General features: G+C 54.3%; 26 protein-coding genes. 2 read left to right on the top strand and 24 right to left on the bottom strand.

Annotated features, from left to right (window positions below; all coding sequences use genetic code 11):
- Positions 1-6 precede the first annotated feature (6 nt).
- The 6 genes from ACTHYN_RS11715 to flhA form a co-directional block, all read right to left on the bottom strand.
- Positions 7-792 (bottom strand): protein phosphatase CheZ, encoded by a 786-nt coding sequence (locus tag ACTHYN_RS11715; RefSeq protein ID WP_441812632.1) that lies wholly within the window; start codon positions 790-792, stop codon positions 7-9.
- A 20-nt stretch (positions 793-812) separates the two neighbouring features.
- Positions 813-1,196 (bottom strand): chemotaxis response regulator CheY, encoded by a 384-nt coding sequence (gene cheY, locus ACTHYN_RS11720; RefSeq protein ID WP_441812633.1) that lies wholly within the window; start codon positions 1,194-1,196, stop codon positions 813-815.
- A 151-nt stretch (positions 1,197-1,347) separates the two neighbouring features.
- On the bottom strand, positions 1,348-2,100 hold the full coding sequence (locus tag ACTHYN_RS11725; protein ID WP_441812634.1) for an RNA polymerase sigma factor FliA: 753 nt from the start codon (positions 2,098-2,100) through the stop codon (positions 1,348-1,350).
- Positions 2,101-2,130: 30 nt separating this feature from the next.
- The gene (locus tag ACTHYN_RS11730; RefSeq protein ID WP_441812635.1) at positions 2,131-2,943 is read right to left on the bottom strand and encodes a MinD/ParA family protein; all 813 of its coding nucleotides are present in this window, start codon (positions 2,941-2,943) and stop codon (positions 2,131-2,133) included.
- Between the two features lie 72 nt (positions 2,944-3,015).
- On the bottom strand, positions 3,016-4,335 hold the full coding sequence (gene flhF / locus ACTHYN_RS11735; protein ID WP_441812636.1) for a flagellar biosynthesis protein FlhF: 1,320 nt from the start codon (positions 4,333-4,335) through the stop codon (positions 3,016-3,018).
- A 60-nt stretch (positions 4,336-4,395) separates the two neighbouring features.
- Complete coding sequence (flhA, locus tag ACTHYN_RS11740) at positions 4,396-6,576, bottom strand: flagellar biosynthesis protein FlhA (RefSeq protein WP_441812637.1); 2,181 nt, start codon at positions 6,574-6,576, stop codon at positions 4,396-4,398.
- 231 nt (positions 6,577-6,807) lie between these two features.
- Here flhA and upp point away from each other — a divergent pair, with 231 nt between their 5' ends.
- Both upp and ACTHYN_RS11750 read left to right on the top strand, forming a co-directional pair.
- The gene (gene upp / locus ACTHYN_RS11745; protein WP_441812638.1) at positions 6,808-7,446 is read left to right on the top strand and encodes a uracil phosphoribosyltransferase; all 639 of its coding nucleotides are present in this window, start codon (positions 6,808-6,810) and stop codon (positions 7,444-7,446) included.
- 2 nt (positions 7,447-7,448) lie between these two features.
- On the top strand, positions 7,449-8,705 hold the full coding sequence (locus ACTHYN_RS11750; RefSeq protein ID WP_441812639.1) for a uracil-xanthine permease family protein: 1,257 nt from the start codon (positions 7,449-7,451) through the stop codon (positions 8,703-8,705).
- Between the two features lie 436 nt (positions 8,706-9,141).
- On the opposite strand, the gene flhB is transcribed toward ACTHYN_RS11750, so the two are convergent.
- The 18 genes from flhB to fliE form a co-directional block, all read right to left on the bottom strand.
- The gene (gene flhB / locus ACTHYN_RS11755) at positions 9,142-10,275 is read right to left on the bottom strand and encodes a flagellar biosynthesis protein FlhB (RefSeq protein WP_441812640.1); all 1,134 of its coding nucleotides are present in this window, start codon (positions 10,273-10,275) and stop codon (positions 9,142-9,144) included.
- Positions 10,276-10,302: 27 nt separating this feature from the next.
- Entirely contained in the window at positions 10,303-11,088 is a 786-nt protein-coding gene (gene fliR, locus ACTHYN_RS11760; protein WP_441812641.1) for a flagellar biosynthetic protein FliR, read from the bottom strand.
- A gap of 3 nt (positions 11,089-11,091) precedes the next feature.
- A complete protein-coding gene (gene fliQ, locus ACTHYN_RS11765; protein WP_441812642.1) occupies positions 11,092-11,361 on the bottom strand; it encodes a flagellar biosynthesis protein FliQ in 270 nt (89 codons plus the stop codon).
- A gap of 11 nt (positions 11,362-11,372) precedes the next feature.
- On the bottom strand, positions 11,373-12,137 hold the full coding sequence (gene fliP, locus ACTHYN_RS11770) for a flagellar type III secretion system pore protein FliP (RefSeq protein ID WP_441812643.1): 765 nt from the start codon (positions 12,135-12,137) through the stop codon (positions 11,373-11,375).
- A gap of 8 nt (positions 12,138-12,145) precedes the next feature.
- Positions 12,146-12,601: a flagellar biosynthetic protein FliO gene (gene fliO, locus ACTHYN_RS11775; protein ID WP_441812644.1), complete on the bottom strand. Its 456-nt coding sequence runs from the start codon at positions 12,599-12,601 to the stop codon at positions 12,146-12,148.
- A 1-nt stretch (position 12,602) separates the two neighbouring features.
- Positions 12,603-13,130, bottom strand: a complete 528-nt coding sequence (gene fliN / locus ACTHYN_RS11780; protein ID WP_441812645.1) for a flagellar motor switch protein FliN — start codon at positions 13,128-13,130, stop codon at positions 12,603-12,605.
- Positions 13,123-14,121, bottom strand: a complete 999-nt coding sequence (gene fliM / locus ACTHYN_RS11785) for a flagellar motor switch protein FliM (RefSeq protein ID WP_441812646.1) — start codon at positions 14,119-14,121, stop codon at positions 13,123-13,125. The genes fliN and fliM overlap by 8 nt, the downstream gene beginning before the upstream one ends.
- Positions 14,122-14,184: 63 nt before the next feature.
- A complete protein-coding gene (locus tag ACTHYN_RS11790; protein WP_441812647.1) occupies positions 14,185-14,697 on the bottom strand; it encodes a flagellar basal body-associated FliL family protein in 513 nt (170 codons plus the stop codon).
- Between the two features lie 175 nt (positions 14,698-14,872).
- Positions 14,873-15,994 (bottom strand): flagellar hook-length control protein FliK, encoded by a 1,122-nt coding sequence (locus ACTHYN_RS11795; protein ID WP_441812648.1) that lies wholly within the window; start codon positions 15,992-15,994, stop codon positions 14,873-14,875.
- A 142-nt stretch (positions 15,995-16,136) separates the two neighbouring features.
- Positions 16,137-16,493, bottom strand: a complete 357-nt coding sequence (locus ACTHYN_RS11800; protein ID WP_441812649.1) for an Hpt domain-containing protein — start codon at positions 16,491-16,493, stop codon at positions 16,137-16,139.
- A 30-nt stretch (positions 16,494-16,523) separates the two neighbouring features.
- Positions 16,524-18,254: an ATP-binding SpoIIE family protein phosphatase gene (locus ACTHYN_RS11805; protein WP_441812650.1), complete on the bottom strand. Its 1,731-nt coding sequence runs from the start codon at positions 18,252-18,254 to the stop codon at positions 16,524-16,526.
- 24 nt (positions 18,255-18,278) lie between these two features.
- Positions 18,279-18,584: an STAS domain-containing protein gene (locus tag ACTHYN_RS11810; protein WP_441812651.1), complete on the bottom strand. Its 306-nt coding sequence runs from the start codon at positions 18,582-18,584 to the stop codon at positions 18,279-18,281.
- Positions 18,585-18,711: 127 nt separating this feature from the next.
- Positions 18,712-19,155: a flagellar export protein FliJ gene (gene fliJ, locus ACTHYN_RS11815; protein WP_441812652.1), complete on the bottom strand. Its 444-nt coding sequence runs from the start codon at positions 19,153-19,155 to the stop codon at positions 18,712-18,714.
- Positions 19,155-20,555 carry a flagellar protein export ATPase FliI gene (gene fliI / locus ACTHYN_RS11820; RefSeq protein WP_441812653.1) on the bottom strand — a complete coding sequence of 467 codons (1,401 nt, stop codon included), beginning with the start codon at positions 20,553-20,555 and terminating at the stop codon, positions 19,155-19,157. The genes fliJ and fliI overlap by 1 nt, the downstream gene beginning before the upstream one ends.
- Positions 20,536-21,417 (bottom strand): flagellar assembly protein FliH, encoded by an 882-nt coding sequence (locus ACTHYN_RS11825; RefSeq protein WP_441812654.1) that lies wholly within the window; start codon positions 21,415-21,417, stop codon positions 20,536-20,538. The genes fliI and ACTHYN_RS11825 overlap by 20 nt, the downstream gene beginning before the upstream one ends.
- On the bottom strand, positions 21,417-22,445 hold the full coding sequence (gene fliG, locus ACTHYN_RS11830) for a flagellar motor switch protein FliG (protein WP_441812658.1): 1,029 nt from the start codon (positions 22,443-22,445) through the stop codon (positions 21,417-21,419). The genes ACTHYN_RS11825 and fliG overlap by 1 nt, the downstream gene beginning before the upstream one ends.
- Positions 22,446-22,452: 7 nt before the next feature.
- Positions 22,453-24,156: a flagellar basal-body MS-ring/collar protein FliF gene (fliF, locus tag ACTHYN_RS11835; protein WP_441812655.1), complete on the bottom strand. Its 1,704-nt coding sequence runs from the start codon at positions 24,154-24,156 to the stop codon at positions 22,453-22,455.
- Between the two features lie 15 nt (positions 24,157-24,171).
- On the bottom strand, positions 24,172-24,540 hold the full coding sequence (gene fliE, locus ACTHYN_RS11840; RefSeq protein ID WP_441812656.1) for a flagellar hook-basal body complex protein FliE: 369 nt from the start codon (positions 24,538-24,540) through the stop codon (positions 24,172-24,174).
- Positions 24,541-24,934: the final 394 nt, after the last annotated feature.

Genomic DNA, 24,934 nt, shown 5'->3' on the forward strand with positions numbered 1-24,934 from the left:
ATATATTCAGAAACCGAGACTGGACAACAGATCGTCTACGTCATTTTGTCCCGAGACTACATCTTCGCGCTCTTCAGCCTTTACCTGAGGCCCCACGCCCTGCTCGGCAGATACATCCTGATCATCAATCTGATGCACCGTGCCGGTAAGCTGATCCACATGACTGGCCATAACCACCAGACTAAGCATCTGTTCTTCCACTTCTTTTACCAGCGCTGTCACACGCTGAATAACCTGACCTGTCAAATCCTGAAAATCTTGTGCCAACAGAATCTCGGAAAGACTGTTGTAAATGATATCCGCATCCTTGGTGACACTCAGAAAAAAAGCATCAATGCGGCCATACAGCTCGCGAAATTCTGCGGGTTGCATTTCACGGCGGCGCAAACGTTGCCACTCCTCCCTTAATACAACGGCTTCATCGCGTAGGGTATGAGCGATTGGCATGCTTTCTTCGACCAGATCCATGGTGCGATTAGCCGCCTGGCTTGTCATTTGCACCACGTAAGCCAGCCTGTCAGACGCATCGGTCATCACCGACAGAACTTCTTTCTGCTCCTGGCTACGCGGGTCTATCTGAAAATTGCGAATGGCCTCATGAAGTGTTCGGGTCAAGCGGCCCACTTCCTGATAGAGGCTCTGGTCCCTGACGTCACTTAATTCATTAATCAGAGTCATAGATCGGGCGTAATCACCGCCTTCAACACTCTCCATGAGCTCCGCGGCCTGCCGCCGGAGCTTTTCTGTCACCTCTGGCTCAAGACCCCGGTGCCCCTTAATGTCATCACTCATAAGAGCTGTCCGATAACTGTTTACTGGATTCGCTCAAAGATTTTTTCGATTTTATCTTTGAGAACCGCGGCCGTGAAAGGCTTCACCACATACCCGTTTACGCCAGCCTGGGCGGCGGCCACAATCTGGTCGCGCTTGGCTTCGGCGGTAACCATCAGTATGGGGAGGGTTTTCAGCCCCTCATCGGCACGCACTGCCTTGAGCAAATCAAAGCCGGACATTCCGGGCATATTCCAGTCTGTCACCAAAAAATCGTACTTACCGCTTTTAAGCATGGGTAAGGCCGTGTTGCCATCATCGGCTTCATCGGTATTGGTAAAACCCAGATCACGGAGCAGGTTTTTGATAATCCGACGCATTGTGGAGAAATCATCCACAATGAGTATCTTCATGTTCTTGTCCAAAGGGACCTCCCGTTAGTAAGACCCGGAATTCGTTTGGCCTTTACGCTCAAAGTGTAGCGGGCCGCTGGTTTAATCACTTATTGTCTGGTCTTTATCGCGCTTGTAAAGCATCGGTTACCAAATACTACACACCAGCACGATTCTACAACGCTTACCGAGCCTGGCTATGCTCTTCAGACTGCCATTCAGAAAGCCGCCCTTTCAGCCGCAACGCTGCCTGGCTGTGGATCTGGCTAACCCGACTTTCACTGACACCGAGCACAGCGCCAATTTCTTTAAGGTTCAGCTCTTCCTGGTAATACAGGCTCAACACAAGCTTTTCACGCTCCGGAAGTCGCTCAATCGCGGCAGCCAAGCTGCTTCGAAACGCATCTGAAGACAGACTATCCAACGGATTATCACTGGCCTGTGTTTCTTCTATCGGCAGCTCTCCGGATTCATTGAGCTCATCAAGGCTAAAAAGTCGTCCGGTGTTGGTATCGGCCAGGGTTGCGTGGTACTCGGCAAGCCCCATATCGAGTTCTTCGGCCACCTCAACATCCAGGGCTTCCCGGCCCAAGCGATCTTCAACAATCTTGATGGCGCCGGAAATCCGGCGAGCATTGCGGTGAACAGAGCGCGGAACCCAGTCGCCTCTGCGGATTTCATCCACCATGGCGCCACGAATGCGTATACCAGCATAGGTTTCAAAGGTGGCACCCTTGGTTGAGCTATAACGTTGGGCAGCTTCCAGCAGCCCGATCATGCCTGCTTGCATGAGATCGTCTAGCTGCACCGATGCCGGTAGCCGCGCCAAGAGATGAAGTGCAATTTTCTTGACCAGAGGCGCGTGAGCCTCGATGAGTTCAGAGGGGCTTTTCACGCCAGACTGGTGGTAAATTCCCAGGTTTTTCGTCAATGTCATGCATCCGGTTTTGTTTAGACGGGATCCGTTTCAGACTTCGACGAGCCGCTCCACAAAAAACTCCAGGTGTCCGCGGGGTGATGTAGGCAGCGGCCAGCTTTCGACCTTGTCAGACAGTGCTTTGATCGCAAGCGAAGCTTTAGCCCGAGGGTATGCGTCCAGCACGGCCTTTTGGCGCTGAACCGCTTTTTTCACGGCTTCGTCATAGGGCACCATACCCACATATTGCAGTGCCACATCAAGAAAGCGCTCAGTCACCCGGGTGAGTTTTTCAAACAAATGACGGCCTTCCGGTTCACCACTCACCTGATTGGCAAGAATACGAAAGCGGTTAGTGCCGTAATCGCGGTTCATTAATTTAATAAGGGCGTAGGCGTCGGTAATAGACGTGGGCTCATCACAAACGACCAGTAGTAGCTCCTGAGAGGCCCGCAAAAAGCTGACCACTGATTCGGAAATACCGGCTGCGGTATCCACTATGAGCACATCGATTTGATCACCCAACTCGCTAAATGCATTGATCAGCCCCGCGTGCTCCATACTGCTAAGCTGAGTCATGCGCTGAGTGCCAGAGGACGCCGGAACTATCTTGATACCGCCAGGTCCTTCAACCAAAACGTCTCTAAGCTCGCATTTACCAGCCAGGACATCCTGCAGGGTATAATTGGCGGTAACGCCAAGCAGCACGTCCAGGTTACCAAGACCAAGGTCAGCATCGAGTAAAACCACACGACGACCCTTCTGTGCCAGAGCGATGCCAAGGTTGACTGAAATATTGCTTTTACCAACCCCACCTTTGCCGCCGGAAACGGCGATCACCTGTACCGGATGTGCTTTTTTCATACTATTTATTATCTCTCGCCACGTTTAGCCGGATGTCATTCATAGCCGGGTACAACTCAGTTCTTCAGAGTTTTAAGCCGTTTCGCGCGGGCGCTCAGTGCCAGTTATTTTTTCTGCAGCCGTCTGCTGTTGCAGTGTTTTCAGGCGCTCGACCGCCAGGCGCACAAGCGGCACAGCTTCGGCATGGTGCAGGTCCCCGGGGATTTTCTGGCCATCTGTGTAGTAAGCCACAGGCAACCCGGTTTCCATAACAAAGCCCAGAGATTCGCCCAGTGTAAGGGCTTCATCAATTTTGGTCATCACACAACCCGTCAAATTAGCCATCTTATAGCAATGCCAGACGGATTTCATAATACGCGGCTGACTGGTTGCGGAAACGACCAGGTGCGTGCGCACATTATGGTGGCTGCGTGCCAGCTCTGCCAGCTGCTCCTGGTAACCTTTATCTGAACTGGTCAGACCGGCGGTATCAATCAGCACCAGATGACGATCTGATAACTCATCAAGAATGTCATCCAAAGTATTGCTTTCATCCACCACTCGAACTGGCACATTCAAAATGCGGCCAAATACAAAAAGCTGCTCATGTGCAGCAACCCGATACCGGTCTGTGGTGACCAGCGCCAATGAATCGGCGCCGTGCTTGAGCACATAACGGGCGGCCAACTTGCCAATTGTGGTGGTCTTGCCGGAACCCGTGGGGCCAACCAATGCATAAACACCACCTTCATCCAGCCATTCCTGGCGCGGCGTACGCACACCCGTAGCGAGCATTTTCAGAGACTGCCTCCAACCATCACCCAACTTTCCGCTCTTGTATTGGCGAGAAAGCGACCCAGCCAACACAGAGCTTAGGCCAAATTCTTGCAACCGCTCTGAGAGCCGCTGCTGAACAGCACTAACGCCGGTTTTTGCTGGCTCATTACGCGGGCCGCCCATGAGTTCTCGCAACGAACTGATCTCTGAACGCATGCGAGCAAGTTCATCAGAATAGTCTGCATGGCTACTGGTAGATGAGGAGGCAGGCTCATCAAAGCCGTCGATAACCGCATCTTGCACATCAGAGAATGACGCACCGGGATAGCCCTGGCTACGCTCTACCCGGCTTTCGCGTACTTCGCGAATGCGCGAGCGAGAACGACTCAACTCATCTTCCAGCCGACGATGGCGCTCTGCCTGCATTTCGGCAAGGTGGGTCCCGTTGGTGGCTTCACTGGCCTGCTCGCCCAAGCTTTGGCGCGCCATGTTTTCGTCATAATCCAACGCGGTGACAATTTCAACGCCACCGTCTACCCGGCGATTAGAAAGGATGACAGCATCCGGGCCCATCTGCTCACTGACTTGCTTCAGTGCTTCGGCCATGCTCTTTGCGAAAAAACGTTTCACTTTCATGATTTTGCATCCTCCACCGGCAGCGCCGTCATTGCGCTGTCCGTTCTTTCATCTATGGGCTTACTGACCCACGGACGCCACGATCGTAATTTGCTTGTTATCCGGTATTTCCTGGTAAGAGAGCACGTGCAGTCGCTCCACACCAAAACTGGCAAATTTTGCGAGCACCGGCCTTAAGGGGCCAGACACCAACAAAATGGCAGGTTTGCCAAGCATTTCCTGGCGCTGAGCACTGTCCTGCAAAGAGCGCTGCAGCTTTTCCACCATGTTTGGCTCCAGAACCATGCCTATATCTTCCTGGCCGCCAGATTGTTGACTCTGCTGAACAGACTTCAGCAATAACTGTTCCAGGTCTGGATCCAGAGTAATAACCGGTATCTCCTGATCACCACCACAAATACTCTGAACGATCATTCGACGCAGCGCCTGCCGCGCTACGGTGGTTAGCAAACTTGGGTCCTGGCTTTTGGGGTGCACGTTCACCATGGCCTCAGCAATGGAGCGCATATCACGAATCGGCACTTCTTCTTTCAGCAGATTCTGCAGTACTTTCAGCAGCAGGCTGATGGAAATGGTGGTTGGCACCAGCTCTTCCGCCAGCTTGGGCGAGACTTTTTCCAGTTGATCCAACCACTTTTGAACTTCTTCGTGCCCCAGAAGTTCGTGGGCGTGTTTTTGCAGCACCTGGTTCAGATGCGTAGCTACAACCGTGCTGGCATCAACCACTGTGTACCCGAGAGTCTGAGCCTGATCTTTCTTTTCTGGCTCAATCCAGCTCGCATCCAGACCAAAGGCCGGGTCTTTGCCCTCTATACCTTCTATTTTACCGAATACCTGGCCTGGATCGATGGCCAATTCTCGCTCCGGATGTATCTCCGCCTCAGCTATGGTTACGCCCATCAGAGTGATGCGATACACATTAGGCATAAGATCCAGGTTGTCGCGGATGTGCACGGAGGGCATCAAGAAACCCATGTCCTGGGAGAGTTTTTTACGCACGCCTTTAATACGGCTTAACAGCTGGCCACCCTGAGATCTATCAACCAACGGGATCAGCCGGTAGCCAACTTCCAGCCCAACAATATCTACAGTTGCAACGTCGTCCCAACCCAGCTCCCGGGTTTCGCCTGGCGCAGGTAACTCACGGCCCGGGTCGCCACCGGTATCGCCAGCTAACGGTGCGTCGCGCCCACCGGAGCCGGCCAGGGTGCCAGCCCCGCCGCGACCGGGGAACACCCCTCCCTCTTCAACCGTTTGCCGGTCTTTCTTCCAAATAAACCAGGCCGCGGCCGCGGCAAGGCTGCCCAACCCCAGGAAAGCCACATGGGGCATACCCGGAATCAAACCCAACAGGATCAAAATACCTGCCGCAATGGCCAATGCCCTGGGTGCCGTGAACATTTGTTGCAGTATCTGACCGCCCATATCCTGGCTCGACGTAACCCGGGTAACCATAATGGCGGCAGAGGTAGAAAGAAGCAGCGACGGAATCTGGGCCACTAAGCCGTCACCAATAGTAAGCAGCGCATAGCGTTCCACAGCAAGCCCAAAACCAAGGCCATGCTGGAGCATACCTATGGCAACGCCACCAATAATATTAATAGCCAGAATCAGTAGGCCGGCGACCGCATCACCCTTCACAAACTTGGACGCACCATCCATAGAACCGTAGAAATCGGCTTCCGTCGCTATCTCTTCACGTCGGTGCTTGGCTTCATCCTGGTTAACCAAACCGGCGTTCAGGTCGGCATCAATCGCCATCTGCTTACCTGGCATAGCATCGAGCGTAAAACGTGCACTGACCTCCGACACTCGGCCAGCACCCTTTGTGACCACCAGAAAGTTAATGATCATTAAAATGGCAAATACCACCAGACCTACTGCATAGTTGCCACCAATAAGTACCGCACCAAAGGATTCGATAACCTTACCGGCAGCGTCGCCACCTTCGTGCCCTTCCAGCAAAACAATCCGTGTAGACGCCACGTTCAGCGACAGCCGCAACAGGGTTGCAACCAGCAATACCGTAGGGAAAGAGGCAAACTCCATGGGCCGCAGCGCATACACACACACCAACAGAATGACAATCGACAGCGTGATGTTGAACGTAAAGAATACGTCCAGCAGAAAGGCAGGCATGGGCAAAATCATCATGCCCAGCAGCCCCATCAGCATAATGGGTACGCCAAGATTGCCCTGCGTCAGGGATTTGACATTATTTAGGGCTAGCGCTTTGTCCATGCCGGAAGCATCTCCGATTCACTGTTTCTGAAGGCATTTTCAGGGTCGACATTCTGACGCTTGTGCGTCTTTCATGGTTGTACCGCAAGATCCATACCACCGTGTTCAACTTTTCGTTGCAGAGGTGGGTTTGCCTGCCTGACTCACCTTGTAAGATGCGGTATCCTTGCGCCACTTGATCAAGACATTGAACCCCAAAATCCACACTCCCAGACCCAAGCAGGTGACCCCATGCCGACCCACGAGGTAAGACACCCCCTGATCCAACACAAACTCGGCCTTATGCGCCGCGCCGATATAAGCACCAAGAACTTCCGTGAACTGGCACAGGAAGTCGGCGCGCTGCTCACCTACGAAGCGACGAAAGACTTTAATTTGCAGGAAAAAACCATAGAGGGCTGGGCCGGGCCTGTCGCTGTGGAGCAAATTCACGGAAAAAAAATCACCATCGTGCCCATTCTCCGGGCAGGCCTGGGTATGTTGGACGGCGTTCTGAGCCTGATCCCGGTAGCAAGGGTCAGTGTGGTAGGCCAGATTCGTAATGAAGAAACCCTCGAAGCCAGCACCTATCTGCAAAAACTGGTTGGGGAACTGGACGAGCGCATGGCACTGATCGTTGATCCCATGGTTGCCACCGGCGGCTCGATGATCTCCACCATCGACGTGCTCAAAAAAGCGGGCAGCACAGAAATCCGCGCACTGGTTCTGGTGGCGGCGCCTGAAGGCATAAAGAACGTTTTGGACAAGCATCCGGATGTTTCGATCTACACCGCATCTGTAGATGACTGCCTGAACGACAAAGGTTATATCCTGCCTGGGCTTGGCGACGCCGGCGACAAGATCTTCGGCACCAAGCAAAAGGACGTCTAACCATGGAAGACCACACTAACGGCTCAAGCTGGAAGCAGGCTCTAGCCGGCTCACAAATGCTGCTTGTAGCTTTTGGCGCGCTCGTGCTGATGCCGCTTATTACCGGCATGGACACAAGCGTAGCGTTGTTTACAGCCGGTATTGGCACGCTTATTTTCCAGATTGTTACCGGCGGGCAAATTCCCATTTTTTTGGCGTCGTCATTTGCCTTCATTGCGCCTGTTATTGCCTCCAAAGGCAAATTCGGCATGGCAGAAACCATGGGCGGCCTGATGGCTGCCGGCATCCTTTATATCGCACTAAGCGGGCTGGTTCGCCTGCGCGGTACGGCGTTTATCCGCAGGCTGTTGCCACCCGTTGTTATTGGCCCGGTAATTATGACCATCGGTCTGGGTATTGCTCCAGTCGCAGTGGAAATGGCCTCTGGCCGCACCGGAGATGGCGCAACACAACTGGTTCCGGAAATCACAGCACTGTGGATTGCCATGATTTCCCTGGCGGTAACGGTCATTATGTCGGTATGGGCCAAAGGCCTTTTCCGGCTTGTGCCGATTATGTTCGGGGTTATTGTCGGATACATTCTGTCGGCGTTTGCCGGGATTGTGGATATCACGCCAATTAAAGAAGCCGCCTGGCTGGCCGTACCCAACTTTATAGCGCCCGAGTTCAGTTGGGGGGCCATTCTGTTTATGGTGCCGGTGGCCATTGCCCCTGCCATTGAGCACATTGGCGACATTCTCGCTATTGGTAACGTAACCGGCAAAAACTATCTGAAAAAACCCGGCCTGCACCGCACACTGCTGGGCGATGGCCTGGCCACCAGCGCTGCGGCCCTGTTTGGCGGCCCGCCAAACACTACCTATTCAGAAGTCACCGGCGCGGTGATGCTGACACGCAACTTTAACCCCAAAATCATGCTGTGGGCCGCGGGTACGGCAATCATCCTGGCGTTTGTGGGCAAGTTTGGTGCAGTACTGCAAACCATTCCAGTGCCGGTTATGGGGGGTATTTTATGCCTGCTGTTCGGGTCCATTGCAGTGGTCGGCTTAAACACATTGATACGTCATCAGGTGGACCTCTCGCAAGCCCGCAACCTGGTAATTGTCGCTGTCACACTGGTGTTCGGCATTGGTGGCATGGTGATGGGCCACCTGGAAGGCATTGCCCTGTGCTCTGTGGCCGCTATCATTCTGAACCTGGTACTCCCGGGTAGCGACGAAGCCTGGGGCAAGGCTATTTACGAGCATAACAACGAGTGATGTTTTCGCCGCTGGTGCTTTCTGGCACTGGCGGCGATGTTGGCCCTTGCTTGCGCTTTCCTGCCTGTAGCCTGCCAGTTGAGAGGTTTGTCTGCAGGTGAGCATCCCTCCCAAAAACCGCTACGAGCACATCCATGTGCGCTTGTCTCCGGCCGTCCATGGCCTCCGACATTTTTGGGAGGGATGCTCACCTGCAAACTATCCAGCTTTTCAGATATCGCAAACTAATACACTCATAAGTATGCGTATCTCTAACATTTGAATAACGTTTTATGGCGATATCGTGAGGTCTGACGAGCGGTGGTGGGTGGCCTTTTCAGGACTGTCGGTGGCCAAGGACGGCCACCGTCAAGCCCCCATGGATGGGCTCGTAGCGTGTCCTGAAAAGGCCACCCGCCACCGCTCTCCCCCCAACACCAGCAGGCTAGAATCAAGCTTATACATCCCGACGCATACTCGAGGGAATTGGAAAATCAGGCATGCCAGGCTTCTCCCCACGCCCCTTGCGGAACTGTCGCAACTGGAACACATAGGCCAACACCTGAGCAATGGCCATGTACAGGCCATCCGGAATCTCTTCACCAATGTCACTGTTGTGATAAACCGCCCGGGTTAGCGGCGGCGTGCGCAGGATTTCAACCTTGTGCTCGCGGGCAATTTCCATAATCTTGAAAGCCGTTTGATCATTACCCTTGGCAACCACCATCGGTGCACCCATGGCATCAGGGTCGTACTTCAAAGCCACGGCATAGTGAGTCGGGTTGGTGATAACCACATCGGCAGTGGGCACGTCCTGCATCATCCGGCGCTGAGCCATTTCCCGCTGAAGCTGACGAATCTTGCCCTTAACTTCAGGCTTGCCCTCAGAGTCTTTGAATTCGTCTTTGACTTCCTGCTTGGTCATTCGCAGCTTTTTCTGATGATCAAAAATCTGAAACGGCACGTCGATCATTGAAATAATAATCGTCGCGCAGGCGAGCAGGAAAAAACTCCAACCCAATGTCCAAAGCACGTGCTCCATGGCCGGCACTGCAGGCTCATTGGCGATGGAGAGCAAATCTTCGGTGCGAGCGTTCAGTATCAGAATGGCTATCGCCATAACCAGGCCCACCTTGGCGATGGCTTTGACCAACTCGATCAAAGAGCGCGCGGAGAACATCCGGCCCAAGCCTTTTACAGGGTCCATACGGTTCGCTTTGGGGGCTATGGCTTTGCCGCTGAAGAGCAAACCGCCTATGCCTATAGAGCCGGCAATAGCGGCGATAAGCAGAATCGCGAGAATTGGCGACAGTGCCCAGGCGGCCTCTTTGGCGGAGGCGATTAGCTGAACACTCATGTGCCGGGTGTCGAATATGGCGGAGCGCTCCAGAGTGAAGCTGTCGCGCATGATGGCTTCCATCGCGGCGCCCAGCTGCGACCCAAACATCAACAAACCACCTGCACCGGCCATAAGTACGGCCATGGTAGCCAGTTCTTTTGATCGGGCGGTCTGGCCATCCTCCCTGGCTTTTTCGAGCCTTCGCGGGGTGGCCTCTTCGGTTTTCTCCTGACTGTTATCGTCTTCAGCCATATCGTGACTCTTGAGGTGTCTGGCTTGCTAGGGTTGCCCCTGCAAGCCTCTCATAAATTCAAACGTTTGCTCAGTGTATTCCTGAAAGTGCGGCAGGAAATTGGCGTGCAATACCCATATAGAAAATAACCCGAAAATCAGGCCAATCGGGAAACCCAGCGCAAAGATGTTCATCTGGGGCGCGGCCCGGGTCATGACACCGAAGGAAATGCTAACAATGAGCACCGCCGTCACGGCCGGCAACGCCAGCAACATGGCCGAGGTGAACATCCAGCTTATTCGGTGCGCCAGTTCCCACACACCCACCTGCCCCAAACCTTCCATGCCAATGGGCATAGTTCGAAAGCTTTCAATAAACACCTCAAACGCCACAAGGTGACCGTTCATGGCCAGGAACAGCAAGGTGACAGTAATAGTATAAATTTGCGACAGCACGGGCACGTTGATGCCGTTGGCGGGGTCGACCATGGAGGCGAAGCCCAGCCCCATTTGCATGGCGATCATCTGGCCAGCCACGACAAACAACTGCCAGAGCGCCGTAAGCGCAAACCCCATGCCCACGCCAATCAGAATCTGCTGCAACGTGATAACCACCGCATCGGCACTCAAGGCTTCCACCTTGGGCACCTCCGGAATCATGGGAACAATCAGAATGGTCATTAATAACGCAAGCCCCAAACGCACCCGGGCAGGCACAAGCTGGGTACCAAAAACAGGAATAACCATTAAAAAACTGGCCATGCGGAACAGGGGCCAAAGGTGCTGACCCACCCACTGGCCCAGCATATCTGCATTGAGTTCCGCAGGGATCATGAATCAGCCAATCAGGTAAGGGATGCTGGAAATAAGCCGGTGCGCGTGATCCAGAAGCTTGGTTAGCAGCCATGGCCCAAGGACAATAATCACGATGAGTGTCACCAGCAAACGCGGCAGGAAACTGAGGGTTTGCTCGTTAATCTGGGTGGCTGCCTGAAAGGTACTGACCACCAGACCAATCACCAGGCCAGGCCCGATGATGACAGAGGCAAAGAGAACGATCATCCACAGTGCTTCGCGGAGGATGTCGATAACGGTTTCTGGAGTCACGGTGCTCTCCTCTATATCCCGTAACTGGCAGCCAGGGTGCCCATAATCAGGGCCCAGCCATCCACCAGCACAAACAGCATGATCTTGAACGGCAGCGAAATAATAATGGGTGACAGCATCATCATGCCCATTGCCATCAGTACACTAGCCACCACCATGTCGAGAATCAGAAACGGTATAAACAGTATAAACCCTATCTGAAACGCTGTTTTGAGTTCACTGGTTACAAATGCAGGCATGAGTATCCAGAAGGAGACATCCTGCGCGGTGTCGTATTCAACGTCGGCAATGCGCATAAACAGTGCAAGGTCGTCTTCCCGGGTTTGCCCGAGCATGAACTTTTTGAAGGGCTCACTGGCAAGCTCGACAGCCTCCAGAGAGGTCACTTCTTCCTGCAAATACGGCTGCAGCCCCGCCTCGTTGGCTTCTTCAAGCACGGGCTTCATGATAAAAATACTGAGAAACAAGGCCAGGCCGAGCAATATCTGGTTTGAAGGTGTGGATTGCAGGCCCAGCGCCTGGCGCAGTATGGCAAACACCACAATGATGCGGGTGAATGATGTCATCATCATCAGCATGGCCGGCAGGAACGTTAGCGCGGTCATCAGCGCCAGGATCTGCAGGGTTACAGTGTATTCTTCAACGCCTTCGCCTTCGCCGGGCTGAACTGTAAATGCCGGAATGCCGGGTAAATCTGCCAGTGCCAGAGGCGCCCAGAAAACCCCTGCCAACACCACAAAAAGCGGAATGAATCGTTTGAGACTTGCCACCATCATAGGGCTAATCATTCCTTATTCGGCGCTGTCCAGGATTTACCAATCATGCTTTGCAGGCGCCTGGCGAAGTCTCCGGTGTTGCCGTTACCGGCATCCACAACCGGTTCTTCAAACACCTGCAGGGTACGTATGGCGGAAGGCGTAATACCCAAAAGAATCTGCTGGCCACCCACTTCAATCAGGGCTATACGCTCCCGGGCGCCAATAGCCATCACGGAGACAACCTTGATGGCATTATTGTTCATGCCTGTCATGCCGTTCATTCTACGGATGATCCAGGCACAGCCATAGATAATCGCGATCACCGCCAGCAAGCCGGCTCCCAGGCTAAGCAGAGTGCCCATGGTATCTGGCGCGTTGCCCGCGGGGTTAGCCGCAGCGCTCTGCGGGGCTTTAGCCGTTTCTTCTGCAATCACCGGTGCCACCAGAAAAAACAGTGATGCACCCGCTGTCTTTATCCACATACTATTTTTGCAGCCGCTTGATACGCTCGCCCGGGCTGATCACGTCAGTCAGGCGTATGCCGAACTTTTCGTTAACCATCACCACCTCGCCGTGGGCAATAAGCGTGCCGTTAACCAGCACGTCCAGTGGCTCCCCGGCCAATCGATCCAGTTCGATTACCGAGCCCTGGTTCAGTTGCAGAAGGTTGCGGATAGGTATTTGGGTGTTACCCACCTCCATGGAGATACTAACCGGGATATCCAGAATCACATCCAGATCGGGTGGTGGTCCGCCGTCCTCTGTGGCTATAGAACCCTCGCCAAACTCTTCCATGGGTGCCGCAAATACATCGCTGTCGGTGCCTTCACCCATTGCATCGCCCGCAGATTCTTCGCCTGTTTCTCCGGCTTCTTCCATGGCCTGAGCCCACTCATCGTCTCGCGACTCTTCGGAACCTTCATCACCGGACTCTTCCATGGCGGCTTCCCATTCAGCTGCCAGTTTTTCGTCCTCGCTCAGCTCCTGACCGTCTTTTTTGTCGTCAGCCATTGCGTCCTACCTTCAGTTGTTTTTTTACTTTGGGGCGTGCCGCCCGCTCGTGAATTCTCAGCGCCAGCTTTCCGTCCCGGGTACCCATGGTGGCCTTATAGATGGGAATGCCATTGGCGGTCACTGTCAGATATTCGGGTACCTCCACCGGTATGATATCGCCGGCTTTGAGCTTGGCAATTTCTCTCAGGGAAATTCGGCGCCGACAGACCGTGGTATTAATCGGAACATCAACTTCTTTGATGTCTTCCTGCAATGCACCTACCCAGCGCTCGTCTACATCATCAACGTCACTTTGCACGCCAGCGTCCAGCACGTCGCGAATGGGTTCAATCATCGAATAGGGCAAAGCAAAATGCAGCTCGCCACCACCACCATCAAGCTCAATGTGGAACGTGCTAACCACTACTACTTCACTGGGGCTGACTATGTTCGCCATAGCCGGGTTCACTTCGGAGCTGAGGTAATCAAAATCGACTTTTAAAACCGCCTGCCAGGCCTCTTGCATATCCGCAAAAACCTGATTGAGCACCATCTGCACAATGCGGTTTTCGGTCGGCGTGAACTCCCTGCCCTCGATTTTCGCATGCCGGCCTTCGCCTCCAAAAAAGTTATCAACCAGCTTGAACACCAGCTTGGCATCCATAACAAACAGAGACGTTCCCCGCAGCGGGCGAACCTTGCACAGATTCAGGCTGGTGGGCACATACAGCGTGTGTATGTATTCGCCGAACTTCATAATCTGAACACCGCCAGTGGAGACATCCGCATTACGGCGCAATAGGTTAAACAAACTTATGCGGGTGTAACGGGCAAAGCGTTCATTGATCATTTCCAGCGTGGGCATCCGGCCCCGTACAATCCGGTCCTGGCTGGCAAGATCGTAATTCTTTACGCCGGCTTCGTCGCTTTCTTCATAGGTATCAACGTCGCCTTCATCTACACCATGAAGGAGTGCGTCAATTTCGTCCTGTGACAGTAAATCCTGCATACATCGTCCTGCCGCTGAAAAGCCTGCCCATGGTTGGGCTATGTTGCACTCTATTGCACTACACTATTGCACTACAAAGTTCTTGAACAACACCCGGTTTATTGCGGGCTCGCCTTCCTGCTCCAACATCTGGTTAACCGTGACTAACATGCGGTCGGCTAAACCCTGCCTGCCTTCGGGCGTTCGCAGTTCTGTAAAATGGCTGTTTCCGAGCACCATCACGAGCTGACTGCGGATCAAGGGCAAATGCCTCTTGGCTGCATTTAACGCCAGTGGATCTTTTGCCCCGAAAGCGGTGTACACCTGAACATAACGCTGACGACCACCTTCTGCCTGAACCGTTGTGACCAGAGCTTTTTCGATGTCCAGATAGGCGCTTGGGGTAAAAGACTCCTCCGCCACATCACCTTCAGCGCCGGAATCATCACCCATTCCGGGCAGCCCGTCGCCAAGAAACCATAAAGTTCCTGCAATCGACAGTGCAATGGCCAGAACCACCACTAATGTAAGCAGGATGATGAGTTTCAGTTTACCTTTTTTAGCCGGTGCCGCTTCAGCTGCGCTGTTCACTGCCATAGTTTTGTTCGCCAGAAATCCGTCGATGAAGGTCGTTTTCCATGACTTTAACAGATTGACTGCAAAGGGCGGGCCAGAAAGGCCCAATCCTCCGCTCAGAAACGCAGTCTAGCGCCGCATGGTTGGATGGGCAAAGCAGATTGGCAAGCGCCACTCACAATAAGATGTCAGACACTCAGGCGAAGATGTCGACGGCGCCCTTCCAGCTCAGATCAAGGTTACCAACCTGCATGTCTCCGTCACCGTTTTCCGCACCTGGCTGCAAGGAACCTGAGCCAGGCGACGAACCATCCCCCTCGGTGCCATCCTGCTCTCCTGACTGGTTTTGGGAGTTGCTGGAGACATCAAACCGGGCCAAATCCAGGCCCTGCTCACCCAGCATGTCCCGCAGCCGGTGCGAGTGCAGTTCCAGCTGATCCCTGACCACAGGATTGGCCGCATGAACAGTGATATTGGCCTGGTCATTTTGAACGCGAACACGAACCTCCATTGGCCCCATATCAGGCGGGGTTAGATGGATTTCTGCAACTGACAGGTTTTTGGCAGTCAGCCAACTGAGCTTCCCCATCAGCTTGTCACCCCACTCAGCATGGTTCACCGGCACATCCAGCGACGTTGTGTAGCCTCTCAGGGGCACCTGGGCTTCTGCCGCCAGCTTTCCGGTGGCGTTGGCACCTTGCTGGGAAACCAGGTCCAGGGTGGATTCAAACCGGGTACCGGTCAACAAACTGGAGGGATCTATAGCGCCTGCTTTTTGCCCGGCCGCCGGCATCAGGGCATCCATAAGCGGCAGGCCGCCCGCACTTGATTGCCCCGGCTTCCCACCGATCAGCCTGGCAAACAACTCGGTCCCCGGTGCCAGACCAGGGCTGTTCGCACCGGAACCGGTTGCCGGGTGCAATAGCGCCTGCAGTTCTGCAAAGGTAAGCGGGGTTGTGGTGGCTTCCATGTCAGCTGCGGTCTCCGGGTTCTTGTTGCCAGCGTTATTTTCAGCCACTTGGCCTTCACCCTTTGCGCCAGTCTTACCTCCCTTACCTGATTCACTGGCTTTTCTGCCCGATCCGGCCTGGTTCGCTGGCTGCGCACTGTCTTCATTTTTGGCGTTTTTGGCATCGGCTTGCCGGGCCTTGTCGCTACGTTCGGATTGCTTCTGGTCGAGACGCTTTTGCTCCGCACGGGAAACCGAATCATACCGGCTTTCGCTGGCACTGCTGTCACGACCGGAACCGGCTTTGGATGGACCGGCATCACTCTGCATCCCTGGCGCAGGAGTCTGGGGGAGAACCGTCTGTGTCATGGCAACCTCTTGCCGCTTTTGATCCGCAGGCACCTGATACAGTCTGATTCAAGACTGCCTTTCAGGCGATTTCCCATACCGCTGCAAAAGCGATGCCAAGGCAAAAGCAATGCCAGCCAGACTCCGTTGCTTTGAAGTCAGCCTACCCTACACCACGGGCCATCAAAGCATGGAGACCATCGGTCACTCGTCCAAACTCTGCCTCTATGGTGGCCAGTAAGGGTGGAGCGTCGCCCAGGCGCTCATCCCGACCCACTGCCTCGGCTTCCCGGCACAACTCACCCAGGCGGGGCGCCCCGATATTGATACAGCTACCCTTAAAACTGTGAGCCGTTTTGGTGAAGGCATCTGCCTTCCCCTCAATCAAGGCTGTCTTAAGATTCGCAATTCGGTCGCTCGAGTCGTTGATATAGGTTTGAATCAGCATATCGAACTCGTCTTCCATTACATCCTGAAGCTCTGCCAAAGCGTCTTCATCAAGGTGTGGTGTATCAACCATGACCAACTCCCTTGTTTCTGTTGAAAGCACTCATTGAAAATGCCAGTCATAGACAATTTCTACACGATTGCCATGTTCATGAAATCTGACAGATTTTGTCAGTCGTTTTAACAAAGCCAACCCCCTGCCCCCATAACGCGGGCCACTCTGTGCCATCTTCGTGGCTTGCAGTACGGGATGGCTTTTGAAATCAAATCCTCGGCCACTATCTTCACAAACAATAATCAGGCGGCCACCCTGTTGCATAGTCTCGTGATAAAAACAAAACCGGATATAATGGCCGCTCAACCGCGCCAGGCGCTCAGTACGCTCGGAATAGTAACGATCAAACCCTTCAGGCGTATGCTTTAAATCAGAGGGCAGCTCAAGTACGCCGTGTTCCAGGGCGTTATTATACAACTCAGACAGCAGAGTATAAATTTCTCCACTTTTGCGCCTCAGCCCAGGCACTTCCATACAAATGTGCAACAGCAGCGGCAGAGGGTTGAATTCGGCCATTGTGCGCCCCTGGATTTCATACACGCAGGTCCATTCTTCGGGCCCGGCCAAAGTAGAAGCCTCTGCGTTATCTGACAGCTTGGCAGGGCCTGTTTCACTCACCATTTCCAGGCAGCAAAGTGTGAGATCGTCGCCAAACTTCTGGTGCCCGGTAAATCGCTGTATCTCACTCATCAGCGCATCAAACGGGTGGCCCTCAGAGCCAGCTTGCTCCACAGCAAGGCGCACTCCCTGCTCGCCAAATTGCTCACCTCTACCATTTGTACATTCGAGTACGCCATCGGTCATCAACAGCAGCCGATCCCCAGGCTGAGACTTGACGATTTCCATACCGGCGTTAAATTGTTCAGCGCTCAGGATACCCAAAGGCAAATGTCTGGAAGGCAAAATAAACCGCTCGGTATTCGAGCGCATCAACCATATATCAGGCAGGCCACCGTTCCAGATATTCAACTGGTTGAGCGCGAAATCCGCCTCAACCATCACCGCGCAACAAAACATCTCCTTGGGCAATATGCGCACCAGTTTCTGATTGAGCTCCCGGAGAATATCAACCCCGTCAAAGCCTTTGCTTGCCATGCCGTAAAAAGTTTCTGCCAGAGGCATAGCGCCAATGGCAGCAGGTAGCCCGTGCCCGGTAAAGTCTCCTGCAAACACAAGCATCCCGCCTGCAGGACGGGGGGAGGCAAACAGTACATCGCCACTGAAAACCGATAAGGGAGAGGCGTGAAAGCGAATATTGGCTGCGTCCAGACACCCGGTGTGCGCAACGTTATCGAAAACCCGGCGCGCCACGTGCTGCTCTTCCAGCAATTGCCGGTTATGCCCATGCATTAAATCTCTTTGATCCGACAAGGCCTGGTGCATCAAGCGCATTCGATTAAAAGCATTAATCTTGGCTTTGAGCAGCAACCGGTTAAAGGGCTTACCAAGAAACCCATCCCCACCTGCTTCGAGGCATCCCGCCAACCCTTCTGCTTCGGATAAAGAGGTGACAAAAATCAGTGGCACAAAATGCTCACCGGCAAGCTGTTTGATCTGCCTGGCAGCTTCCATACCATCCATTGCGGGCATTAAGGCATCCAGTAGCACAATATCCGGGTTTTCCGAACGAAACAGCGCGACTGCTTCCTGGCCATTGGCTGCCTCTAAAACCTCATGGCCAAGCTGCCTGAGCAGGGCTTTCAATATCAGACGATCGCTATCACTGTCGTCTGCAATGAGAATGTTCAGAGGGCCACTTTCTGCTGCAGATTCATCCATGGAAGATTCCAGTGGCCGGCGCAATTATCGAATGGTGAACAATTGCTCAAAATTGGAAATGGTTAAAATCTTCCGGACATCATTGTTGCAGTTTTCAATGGCAATGCTGGCGTTGTCGCCCCCGGCATAGTCTCGCAACAAAAGCAGCATGCCCAGCGCAGAGCTGTCGAGATACGTGGCTTCGGATAAGTCCACAATATAACCACCGACATGTTTTCCGCCATGCTCATAGGCATCACGAAAGGCCTGGTGAGTACTAAAGTCGAAGCGCCCTTGTATCTTTATGATCAAAGACTGGCCGTCGTGACTGCGGCAGGTCTGAATTGGCATCCGCAAAACCTCCGGTGGTATTCACTGAAATGTCTGACCACCTGGATTGATTTATGGCGGCCCCGCACACTTAAGGATAGCGCAGCAACACCAGTTTGCATTGAAGCAGGGTTGATTCAGGCAAGCATTAGCGGCGGCGGCGCGCAAACGCGCGACCCGCAGCCTCATCAGACAACTTCTGCTCCTTCAGATCCTGGTCCCTGGATTCTTGCTGACGGCAGGTTTCGATGTATTTTTCCATACCTCGCCTGCGTTCCCAGGCATGTTGCCACTCTTGCCGGCGGGCCTGAAACGCTTCTTCAACCTGATCAAGCTGCCTTTGTTGCTGCAGGATAACCTGATCAAGCTGTGCAATAAACGCCTGCCATGCCTGCAAACGGCTGACCTGAACCACGCCGTGCTGGTTGCGGCGAATCTGGTCCCGGTATTCCTGTTGGTAGCGGTTCAGATTAGCAACCTGCTCACTGTGCTGCTCCACCAGCTCACGGGCTTTGCCCATAAGCTCCAGTGCTTCTTTTTCCTTGCGCTCTTCCAGAGCAAGCACCACCTTCAGCCGCTGAGAACGCAGCATTAACCAGCCCCTCTGTTAGTGCTAGTCGCTGTCGGGTCCGGAACCACAGATTTGCGGCGATCCGGCGAGCGTCGCTCGGGTACAACAGACAGCAACCCTTCAATACTTTCTGCAAGGGGCGCACGTTCGTTGAGGCCTTGCTGCAGAAATTGGCGCATATTGCCGATATGGGTGATGGCAAAATCGGTTTCCGGATCCGAGCCCTTCACATACGCGCCCACGCTAATGAGATCCCGCGCCTGCTGGTATCGCGAATACACCTGTTTGAAGCGCTGCGACCGGGCAAAGTGCTCGGTTTCTGTTACCTGAGGCATAACCCGGCTGATGGAAGCTTCCACGTCGATAGCCGGGTAATGGCCTTCTTCGGCCAGACGGCGGGAGAGCACAATATGGCCATCCAGTATCGCCCTGGCCGCATCGGCGATCGGATCCTGCTGGTCGTCACCTTCGGTGAGTACGGTATAGAACGCGGTGATGGAGCCGCCACCGGGCAACCCGTTGCCCGTGCGCTCTACCAGTTGTGGCAATTTAGCGAACACGGAAGGCGGATAACCCTTGGTGGCTGGTGGTTCACCTACCGCCAGCGCAATTTCACGCTGGGCCTGGGCGTATCGGGTGAGCGAATCCATCAGCAGAAGCACGCGCTTGCCCTTATCGCGATAGTATTCGGCAATGCGTGTGGTGAGCATAGCCGCCCGCAAGCGCATCAGGGGCGAATCATCGGCGGGAGAAGCCACCACAACCGATCGGGATAGCCCCTCCTCGCCCAGAATATCTTCGATAAACTCCTTGACTTCCCGGCCCCGCTCACCAATCAGACCGACCACAGTAATGTCGGCATCAGTAAACCGGGTCATCATGCCCAGCAGCATACTTTTGCCCACGCCACTGCCGGCAAAAAGCCCCAGGCGCTGACCCTGCCCGACCGTCAGTAACGAGTTGATCGTGCGGATACCCACGTCCATGGATTGCCGCACCGGGGCGCGGTTGAGCGGGTTGATGATTTCACCGGTAAGAGGCACCCGCGCTTCAGCCTGCAGCGGCCCTTTGCCATCAAGAGGCTCGCCGCTGCCATCGACCACACGACCAAGCATCAGAGGGCCGACGGGGACACGACTGGCGGAAGACAAGGGAACTACCCTGGCCCCCGGCTTCAGGCCCTCAATAGCGGTTAACGGCATGAGGTAAACTTTGTCATCCTCAAACCCCACCACTTCGGCTTCTACAGTACCGTTACCTTCGCCTTTGATCACGCAACGATCGCCCACCACCATGGGGCAACCCACACATTCCAGTGTCAGCCCTACCATTCTGGTCAGACGGCCTGACAACTCGGGTTCCGGGCTTGAGCGCAGGTAGGCCTGGTATTGATCCAGACGATCAGCCAGGGAGGTCGTCATCACGCTCACCGTTGGTGGGATTGTCTTCGTGCGACGTGCTGTCCGGAGTGCTCAGCACATCCCGATGAAAGTCTGTTAAATCATCCATCAGCGGGCCCAGTTCATCCGGCTCGCCGTTTTCATTGTCGCCGGCCTGCTTCTCAAGCATGGCTTGTACAGCACGCTGGAAGCGTTTTTCAACGGTAAAGTCGACGAGACTATTGCGTGTCTGTACCCGGCAGCCGCCAGGTAAGACGCCTTCGTCCTCTACCACAGAGGCTGTCGCCTCAAAGCGCTCTGCCACTTCACAGACCACAGTGTAGTCATCCGGATGAACATGAATGCGAATGTTCTCTGCCGTTGAAGGAAGCGCTTCCACTGCCCGGCGAACCACCTGCCGGATTTGCGACGAATCAATCGTCAACTCGCGGTACACCACCGCCCGTGCAAGCACCATGGTGAGATTGACCAGCGAGGTTTCAAGTTCATCCTGGTGCTGGCTGATGGGCAGTACCAACTCGCCCAGCAACTGTTCCAGGCGCTGCTGGTTAGCGGCTACTTTGGCCTGAGTTTCTTCGTAGCCCTCGTTGTGTCCGCGTTCTCTTCCCTCAGCCAGCCCGGCTTCCAGCCCTTCCGTGTGGCCTTGCTCGTAGCCCTCGGTATGGCCCTCTTTCAAGCCCTGCTCCCGGCCTTCAGCCCGGCCATCTTCCTGCGCAGCCTGGCGAATCTCGGCAATATCGCCGGCCGTCAGAGGTTTGACACTCAACTCTTCCTCACGGACAACCTCATTGCCACGGGCATCGAGCAGCGGCAGTTCCCAGCGCTCGTAGGCGGTTAACTGTTCTTTGGGAATACGGTTGAGGTCTTTGGAGGAATCTTTCATCACATCATTTCTTCACCGGCGCCGCCGAGCGTAATTTCTCCGGCTTCAGCCATCCGACGGGCAATGGTAATGATATCTTTCTGGGCAGATTCTACTTCGCTCACCCGAACCGGCCCCTTGGCTTCCAAATCGTCTTGTAGCAATTCCGCCGCGCGCTTGGACATATTCTTGAAGATTTTTTCCTGAACCCCGTCGTCCGCGCCTTTCAGCGCAACCACCAGCACCTCGGATGACACTTCCCGCAACAGCGCCTGAATGCCTCTGTCATCAATATCTTTAAGATTATCAAACACAAACATCAGGTCTTCGATGGTGGTGGCCAGGTCCGGGTCCATATCCTTGATGGAATCGAGCAACGAGCCTTCAATACTGCGATCCATAAAGTTCATGATGTCCGCAGCGCGCTTTACACCGCCTATGCGGCTGGTCTGGGCTGCAGAACCGCCAGAGAACTGTTTCTCCAGAATATCGTTCAGCTCCTGCAAAGCCTGGGGCTGAATGCTTTCCAAAGAGGCAACCCGCATCATCACGTCAAGGCGCACTTTGTTATCCAGTGTGGCGAGTATTTCTGCGGCCTGGTCAGGATCCAGATAGGAAATAACAATGGCCTGAATCTGCGGGTGCTCGTAACGGATAATGTCGCCAACGGCTCTCGGCTCCATCCATTTCAGGGTATCCAGACCCGTGGTATTACCGCCAATGAGAATACGGTCAATCAGACTGGCCGCTTTATCATCGCCCAACGCCTGGGTGAGCATGGCACGAATATAGTCATCATTACCCACACCCAGCCCGGTCTGACCACCGACCGCATCTACAAACTGGCTCAGAACAAACGATACGTCGTCTTTACTGACATCCTGCATCTGGGCCATGGCAACACCAACTCGCTGAACCTCTTTTGGGCCCATATGCTTGAGCACTTCGGCAGCATCTGCCTCGCCCAAAGACATCAGCAGTATGGCAGCCTGCTCTACCCGCGGAATTTTTCGCTGGGGTTTCTGGGGCGCATCAACACCCGACGGCATAGACTGATCAGTCATCAATATTCACCCACTGGCGCATCACCTGAGAAACCCTCGCCGGATCTTCAGCGATCAGGCCTTTAAGCGCGTTCAAATGTCTATCATAGCTGTCTGTAGCGCCCGGCAAAAGCAAGTCGTCTTGCGAGGTCATAGCCTCGCGCAGGGCATCGCCACCTTCTATACCATCCAACCCACTGCCACTGTCGCCATCTGGTTCGTCTCCGCGCTCACGGCGCCCGCTACCAGACAGGCTTTTCAGGGTTGGGCGCAGCAAACCAAGCACCAGCACCAGAATAACCAAACCCGCCAATACCTGCTTCATCAAATCCCAAAACCAGGGCTGCTCCCAGAATCCGGGGGCTTCAAACTCATAGGTTTCTTCAGGCGCAAACGCGGTGTTCATCACAGTAACACTGTCGCCACGGGAGGCAGAATAGCCCACCGCATCCCGCACCAGCATGCTCAGACGCTGCAACTCCTGTTCAGCCCAGGGCTCATAGGTCACTGCACCGGTTTCCGGATTAACCACTTTCATATCATCAACAGCCAGTGCCACAGTTACACGCCTTACGCGTCCCAGCTCCTGACGAGTGTAGCTGACCGTGCGATCCATCTCATAGTTGCGAGTAGATTCCTTGCGCACATTAACCGGGGGTGGCGTTGCGGCCACCTCATCATCTGCATTTGCGGTTGCCTGCTCCGGCACAGTGGCATCGGCAGGCGGTTGATTGGACAATGCCCCGGGAACGCCACCATTAGTGCCAGAGGTACGCTGCTCGGTCAGGTTACGCTCACTGCGAACAGCCTGTTGTTCCGGGTTAAACAACTCTTCTGCCTGCTCCACCGACGAAAAATCCAGATCTGCAGACACTTCTGCCCGGTATCGGCCCTCACCCACAATGGGCGCTATCAGGGATGCCACACGTCGCGTCAGGCGCTCCTCAAACCTGGAGGTATATTCGTACTGATCCTGCATGCGCTCCCCATCGTCCCGGCTTTCCTTGCCGGTCAGCAAGTTGCCATTTTGATCAACCACCGTTACGTGGTCTTTGTTCATCATGGGGATACTGCCGGCAACCAGATTCACAATCGCTGCAATCTGCTCCTGCTCCGGGCGGCGCCCGGCAAATGCTTCAAGAAACACAGAGGCCGTCGGATCGCGGGCATCCCGCACAAACACCGAACGCTCAGGGATCGCCAGGTGAACCCTGGCACTGCGAACGCCGCGCATGCTGCCAATGGTTCGCGCCAACTCGCCCTCCAGGCCGCGGCGATAGCTTACGGTTTCCATAAACTGCGATGTGCCCAGGCCACGATCCTTATCGAGTAATTCATAACCCATGGTTTTCTGATCGGTTACACCCTCAGCTGCCAGTTTCAGACGCGCATCGTAAACCTGATCGGAGGGCACAAGCAGAGCACCAGTACGAGTGTCCATCTTGTACTCAATACCGTTGCTCTCAAGAATGGTTGTGACATCCTGAGGGTTGTAGGCTGACAAGTCCCCCACCACTGGCTGGTAGTTTGGCTCCTGGGCCCAGAGCACAACTGCAACGCCCAGCGCCACGCTGGCCGCCAGGCCTACCATCAAACCAACCTGACGCAGCAGGTTCAGACGGTTAAATCCCAGAAAAAGATCACTGTTGCTCTCGGAGCTATCACCACCCTGGGCGGCTGGCATGTTTGAGGTGGTTTCTGCGGGAACGCTGGCCATGTCTGTGCTCCGTTATCAGATTGGCATATTCATGATGTCTTCGTACGCTCTAACCACGCGATTACGCACCTGGGTTAGAGCTTCAAAGGACACAGTCGATTTCTGGGCAGCAAGCATCACACGGGTTATATCCACATTGGGGTCACCCATGTCATAGGCGGTGCGCAGGTCATTGGCGTGCTGCTGAACGTCATTCACGTTGTTTACGGCGTTGCTGAGCATATCGCCGAAGTTTGATGTTTCCCGGGTTTGGTCAACCTGGCGTGGCCCGTCGATACGGCCACGCACCGACTGGTCCTGTTCAATACGCTGGTTCTGATTCATTTGCGAGCGCAGTGAACGAATATCGGAAAGAACGCTGTTAATGTCGGCACGCTGAACCATAACTTTCTCCTGACACCACCCGGTTGTGGGAAGCCTTGCTGATCTAACGGTATTGATTAAGACAAAGCAATGGTCAGGCCACAATCACTTTAAGCATTAATTTCAATAAATTACAGAGCTATTAAAGCGACCGGATTCGCTGGATGACAGAGTTTTGACAGAATTTTCTGCCCGTTCAACCTTGGTGACGCGGCCACAGATGGTACGAACCAGTTACCCACAGTACCTGTGGACAAGTTTGTTAACACCCTAAGGACAGGTGCCTTACAACACCGTAAAACGGGGCCTGGTAACAATTGGCGTTAAATTGACCAAGCGGCCCTATGGGCCGAAAAAGACATCGAGTAGGAGGGGGAGTTGCCTCCCCCGTCCTCTCACACCACCGGGCATACGG

Source organism: Marinobacter sp. (genome assembly GCF_052091845.1).
GTDB lineage: Bacteria > Pseudomonadota > Gammaproteobacteria > Pseudomonadales > Oleiphilaceae > Marinobacter.

Bases quoted from the DNA above. Each gene is read 5' to 3' on its own strand.
- ACTHYN_RS11715 (WP_441812632.1), bottom strand. From the start codon at position 792: ATGAGTGATGACATTAAGGGGCACCGGGGTCTTGAGCCAGAGGTGACA.
- ACTHYN_RS11725 (WP_441812634.1), bottom strand. From the start codon at position 2,100: ATGACATTGACGAAAAACCTGGGAATTTACCACCAGTCTGGCGTGAAA.
- ACTHYN_RS11730 (WP_441812635.1), bottom strand. From the start codon at position 2,943: ATGAAAAAAGCACATCCGGTACAGGTGATCGCCGTTTCCGGCGGCAAA.
- flhF (WP_441812636.1), bottom strand. From the start codon at position 4,335: ATGAAAGTGAAACGTTTTTTCGCAAAGAGCATGGCCGAAGCACTGAAG.
- flhA (WP_441812637.1), bottom strand. From the start codon at position 6,576: ATGGACAAAGCGCTAGCCCTAAATAATGTCAAATCCCTGACGCAGGGC.
- upp (WP_441812638.1), top strand. From the start codon at position 6,808: ATGCCGACCCACGAGGTAAGACACCCCCTGATCCAACACAAACTCGGC.
- ACTHYN_RS11750 (WP_441812639.1), top strand. From the start codon at position 7,449: ATGGAAGACCACACTAACGGCTCAAGCTGGAAGCAGGCTCTAGCCGGC.
- flhB (WP_441812640.1), bottom strand. From the start codon at position 10,275: ATGGCTGAAGACGATAACAGTCAGGAGAAAACCGAAGAGGCCACCCCG.
- fliR (WP_441812641.1), bottom strand. From the start codon at position 11,088: ATGATCCCTGCGGAACTCAATGCAGATATGCTGGGCCAGTGGGTGGGT.
- fliP (WP_441812643.1), bottom strand. From the start codon at position 12,137: ATGATGGTGGCAAGTCTCAAACGATTCATTCCGCTTTTTGTGGTGTTG.
- fliO (WP_441812644.1), bottom strand. From the start codon at position 12,601: ATGTGGATAAAGACAGCGGGTGCATCACTGTTTTTTCTGGTGGCACCG.
- fliN (WP_441812645.1), bottom strand. From the start codon at position 13,130: ATGGCTGACGACAAAAAAGACGGTCAGGAGCTGAGCGAGGACGAAAAA.
- fliM (WP_441812646.1), bottom strand. From the start codon at position 14,121: ATGCAGGATTTACTGTCACAGGACGAAATTGACGCACTCCTTCATGGT.
- ACTHYN_RS11790 (WP_441812647.1), bottom strand. From the start codon at position 14,697: ATGGCAGTGAACAGCGCAGCTGAAGCGGCACCGGCTAAAAAAGGTAAA.
- ACTHYN_RS11795 (WP_441812648.1), bottom strand. From the start codon at position 15,994: ATGACACAGACGGTTCTCCCCCAGACTCCTGCGCCAGGGATGCAGAGT.
- ACTHYN_RS11800 (WP_441812649.1), bottom strand. From the start codon at position 16,493: ATGGTTGATACACCACACCTTGATGAAGACGCTTTGGCAGAGCTTCAG.
- ACTHYN_RS11805 (WP_441812650.1), bottom strand. From the start codon at position 18,254: ATGGATGAATCTGCAGCAGAAAGTGGCCCTCTGAACATTCTCATTGCA.
- ACTHYN_RS11810 (WP_441812651.1), bottom strand. From the start codon at position 18,584: ATGCCAATTCAGACCTGCCGCAGTCACGACGGCCAGTCTTTGATCATA.
- fliJ (WP_441812652.1), bottom strand. From the start codon at position 19,155: ATGCTGCGTTCTCAGCGGCTGAAGGTGGTGCTTGCTCTGGAAGAGCGC.
- fliI (WP_441812653.1), bottom strand. From the start codon at position 20,555: ATGACGACCTCCCTGGCTGATCGTCTGGATCAATACCAGGCCTACCTG.
- ACTHYN_RS11825 (WP_441812654.1), bottom strand. From the start codon at position 21,417: ATGAAAGATTCCTCCAAAGACCTCAACCGTATTCCCAAAGAACAGTTA.
- fliG (WP_441812658.1), bottom strand. From the start codon at position 22,445: ATGCCGTCGGGTGTTGATGCGCCCCAGAAACCCCAGCGAAAAATTCCG.
- fliF (WP_441812655.1), bottom strand. From the start codon at position 24,156: ATGGCCAGCGTTCCCGCAGAAACCACCTCAAACATGCCAGCCGCCCAG.
- fliE (WP_441812656.1), bottom strand. From the start codon at position 24,540: ATGGTTCAGCGTGCCGACATTAACAGCGTTCTTTCCGATATTCGTTCA.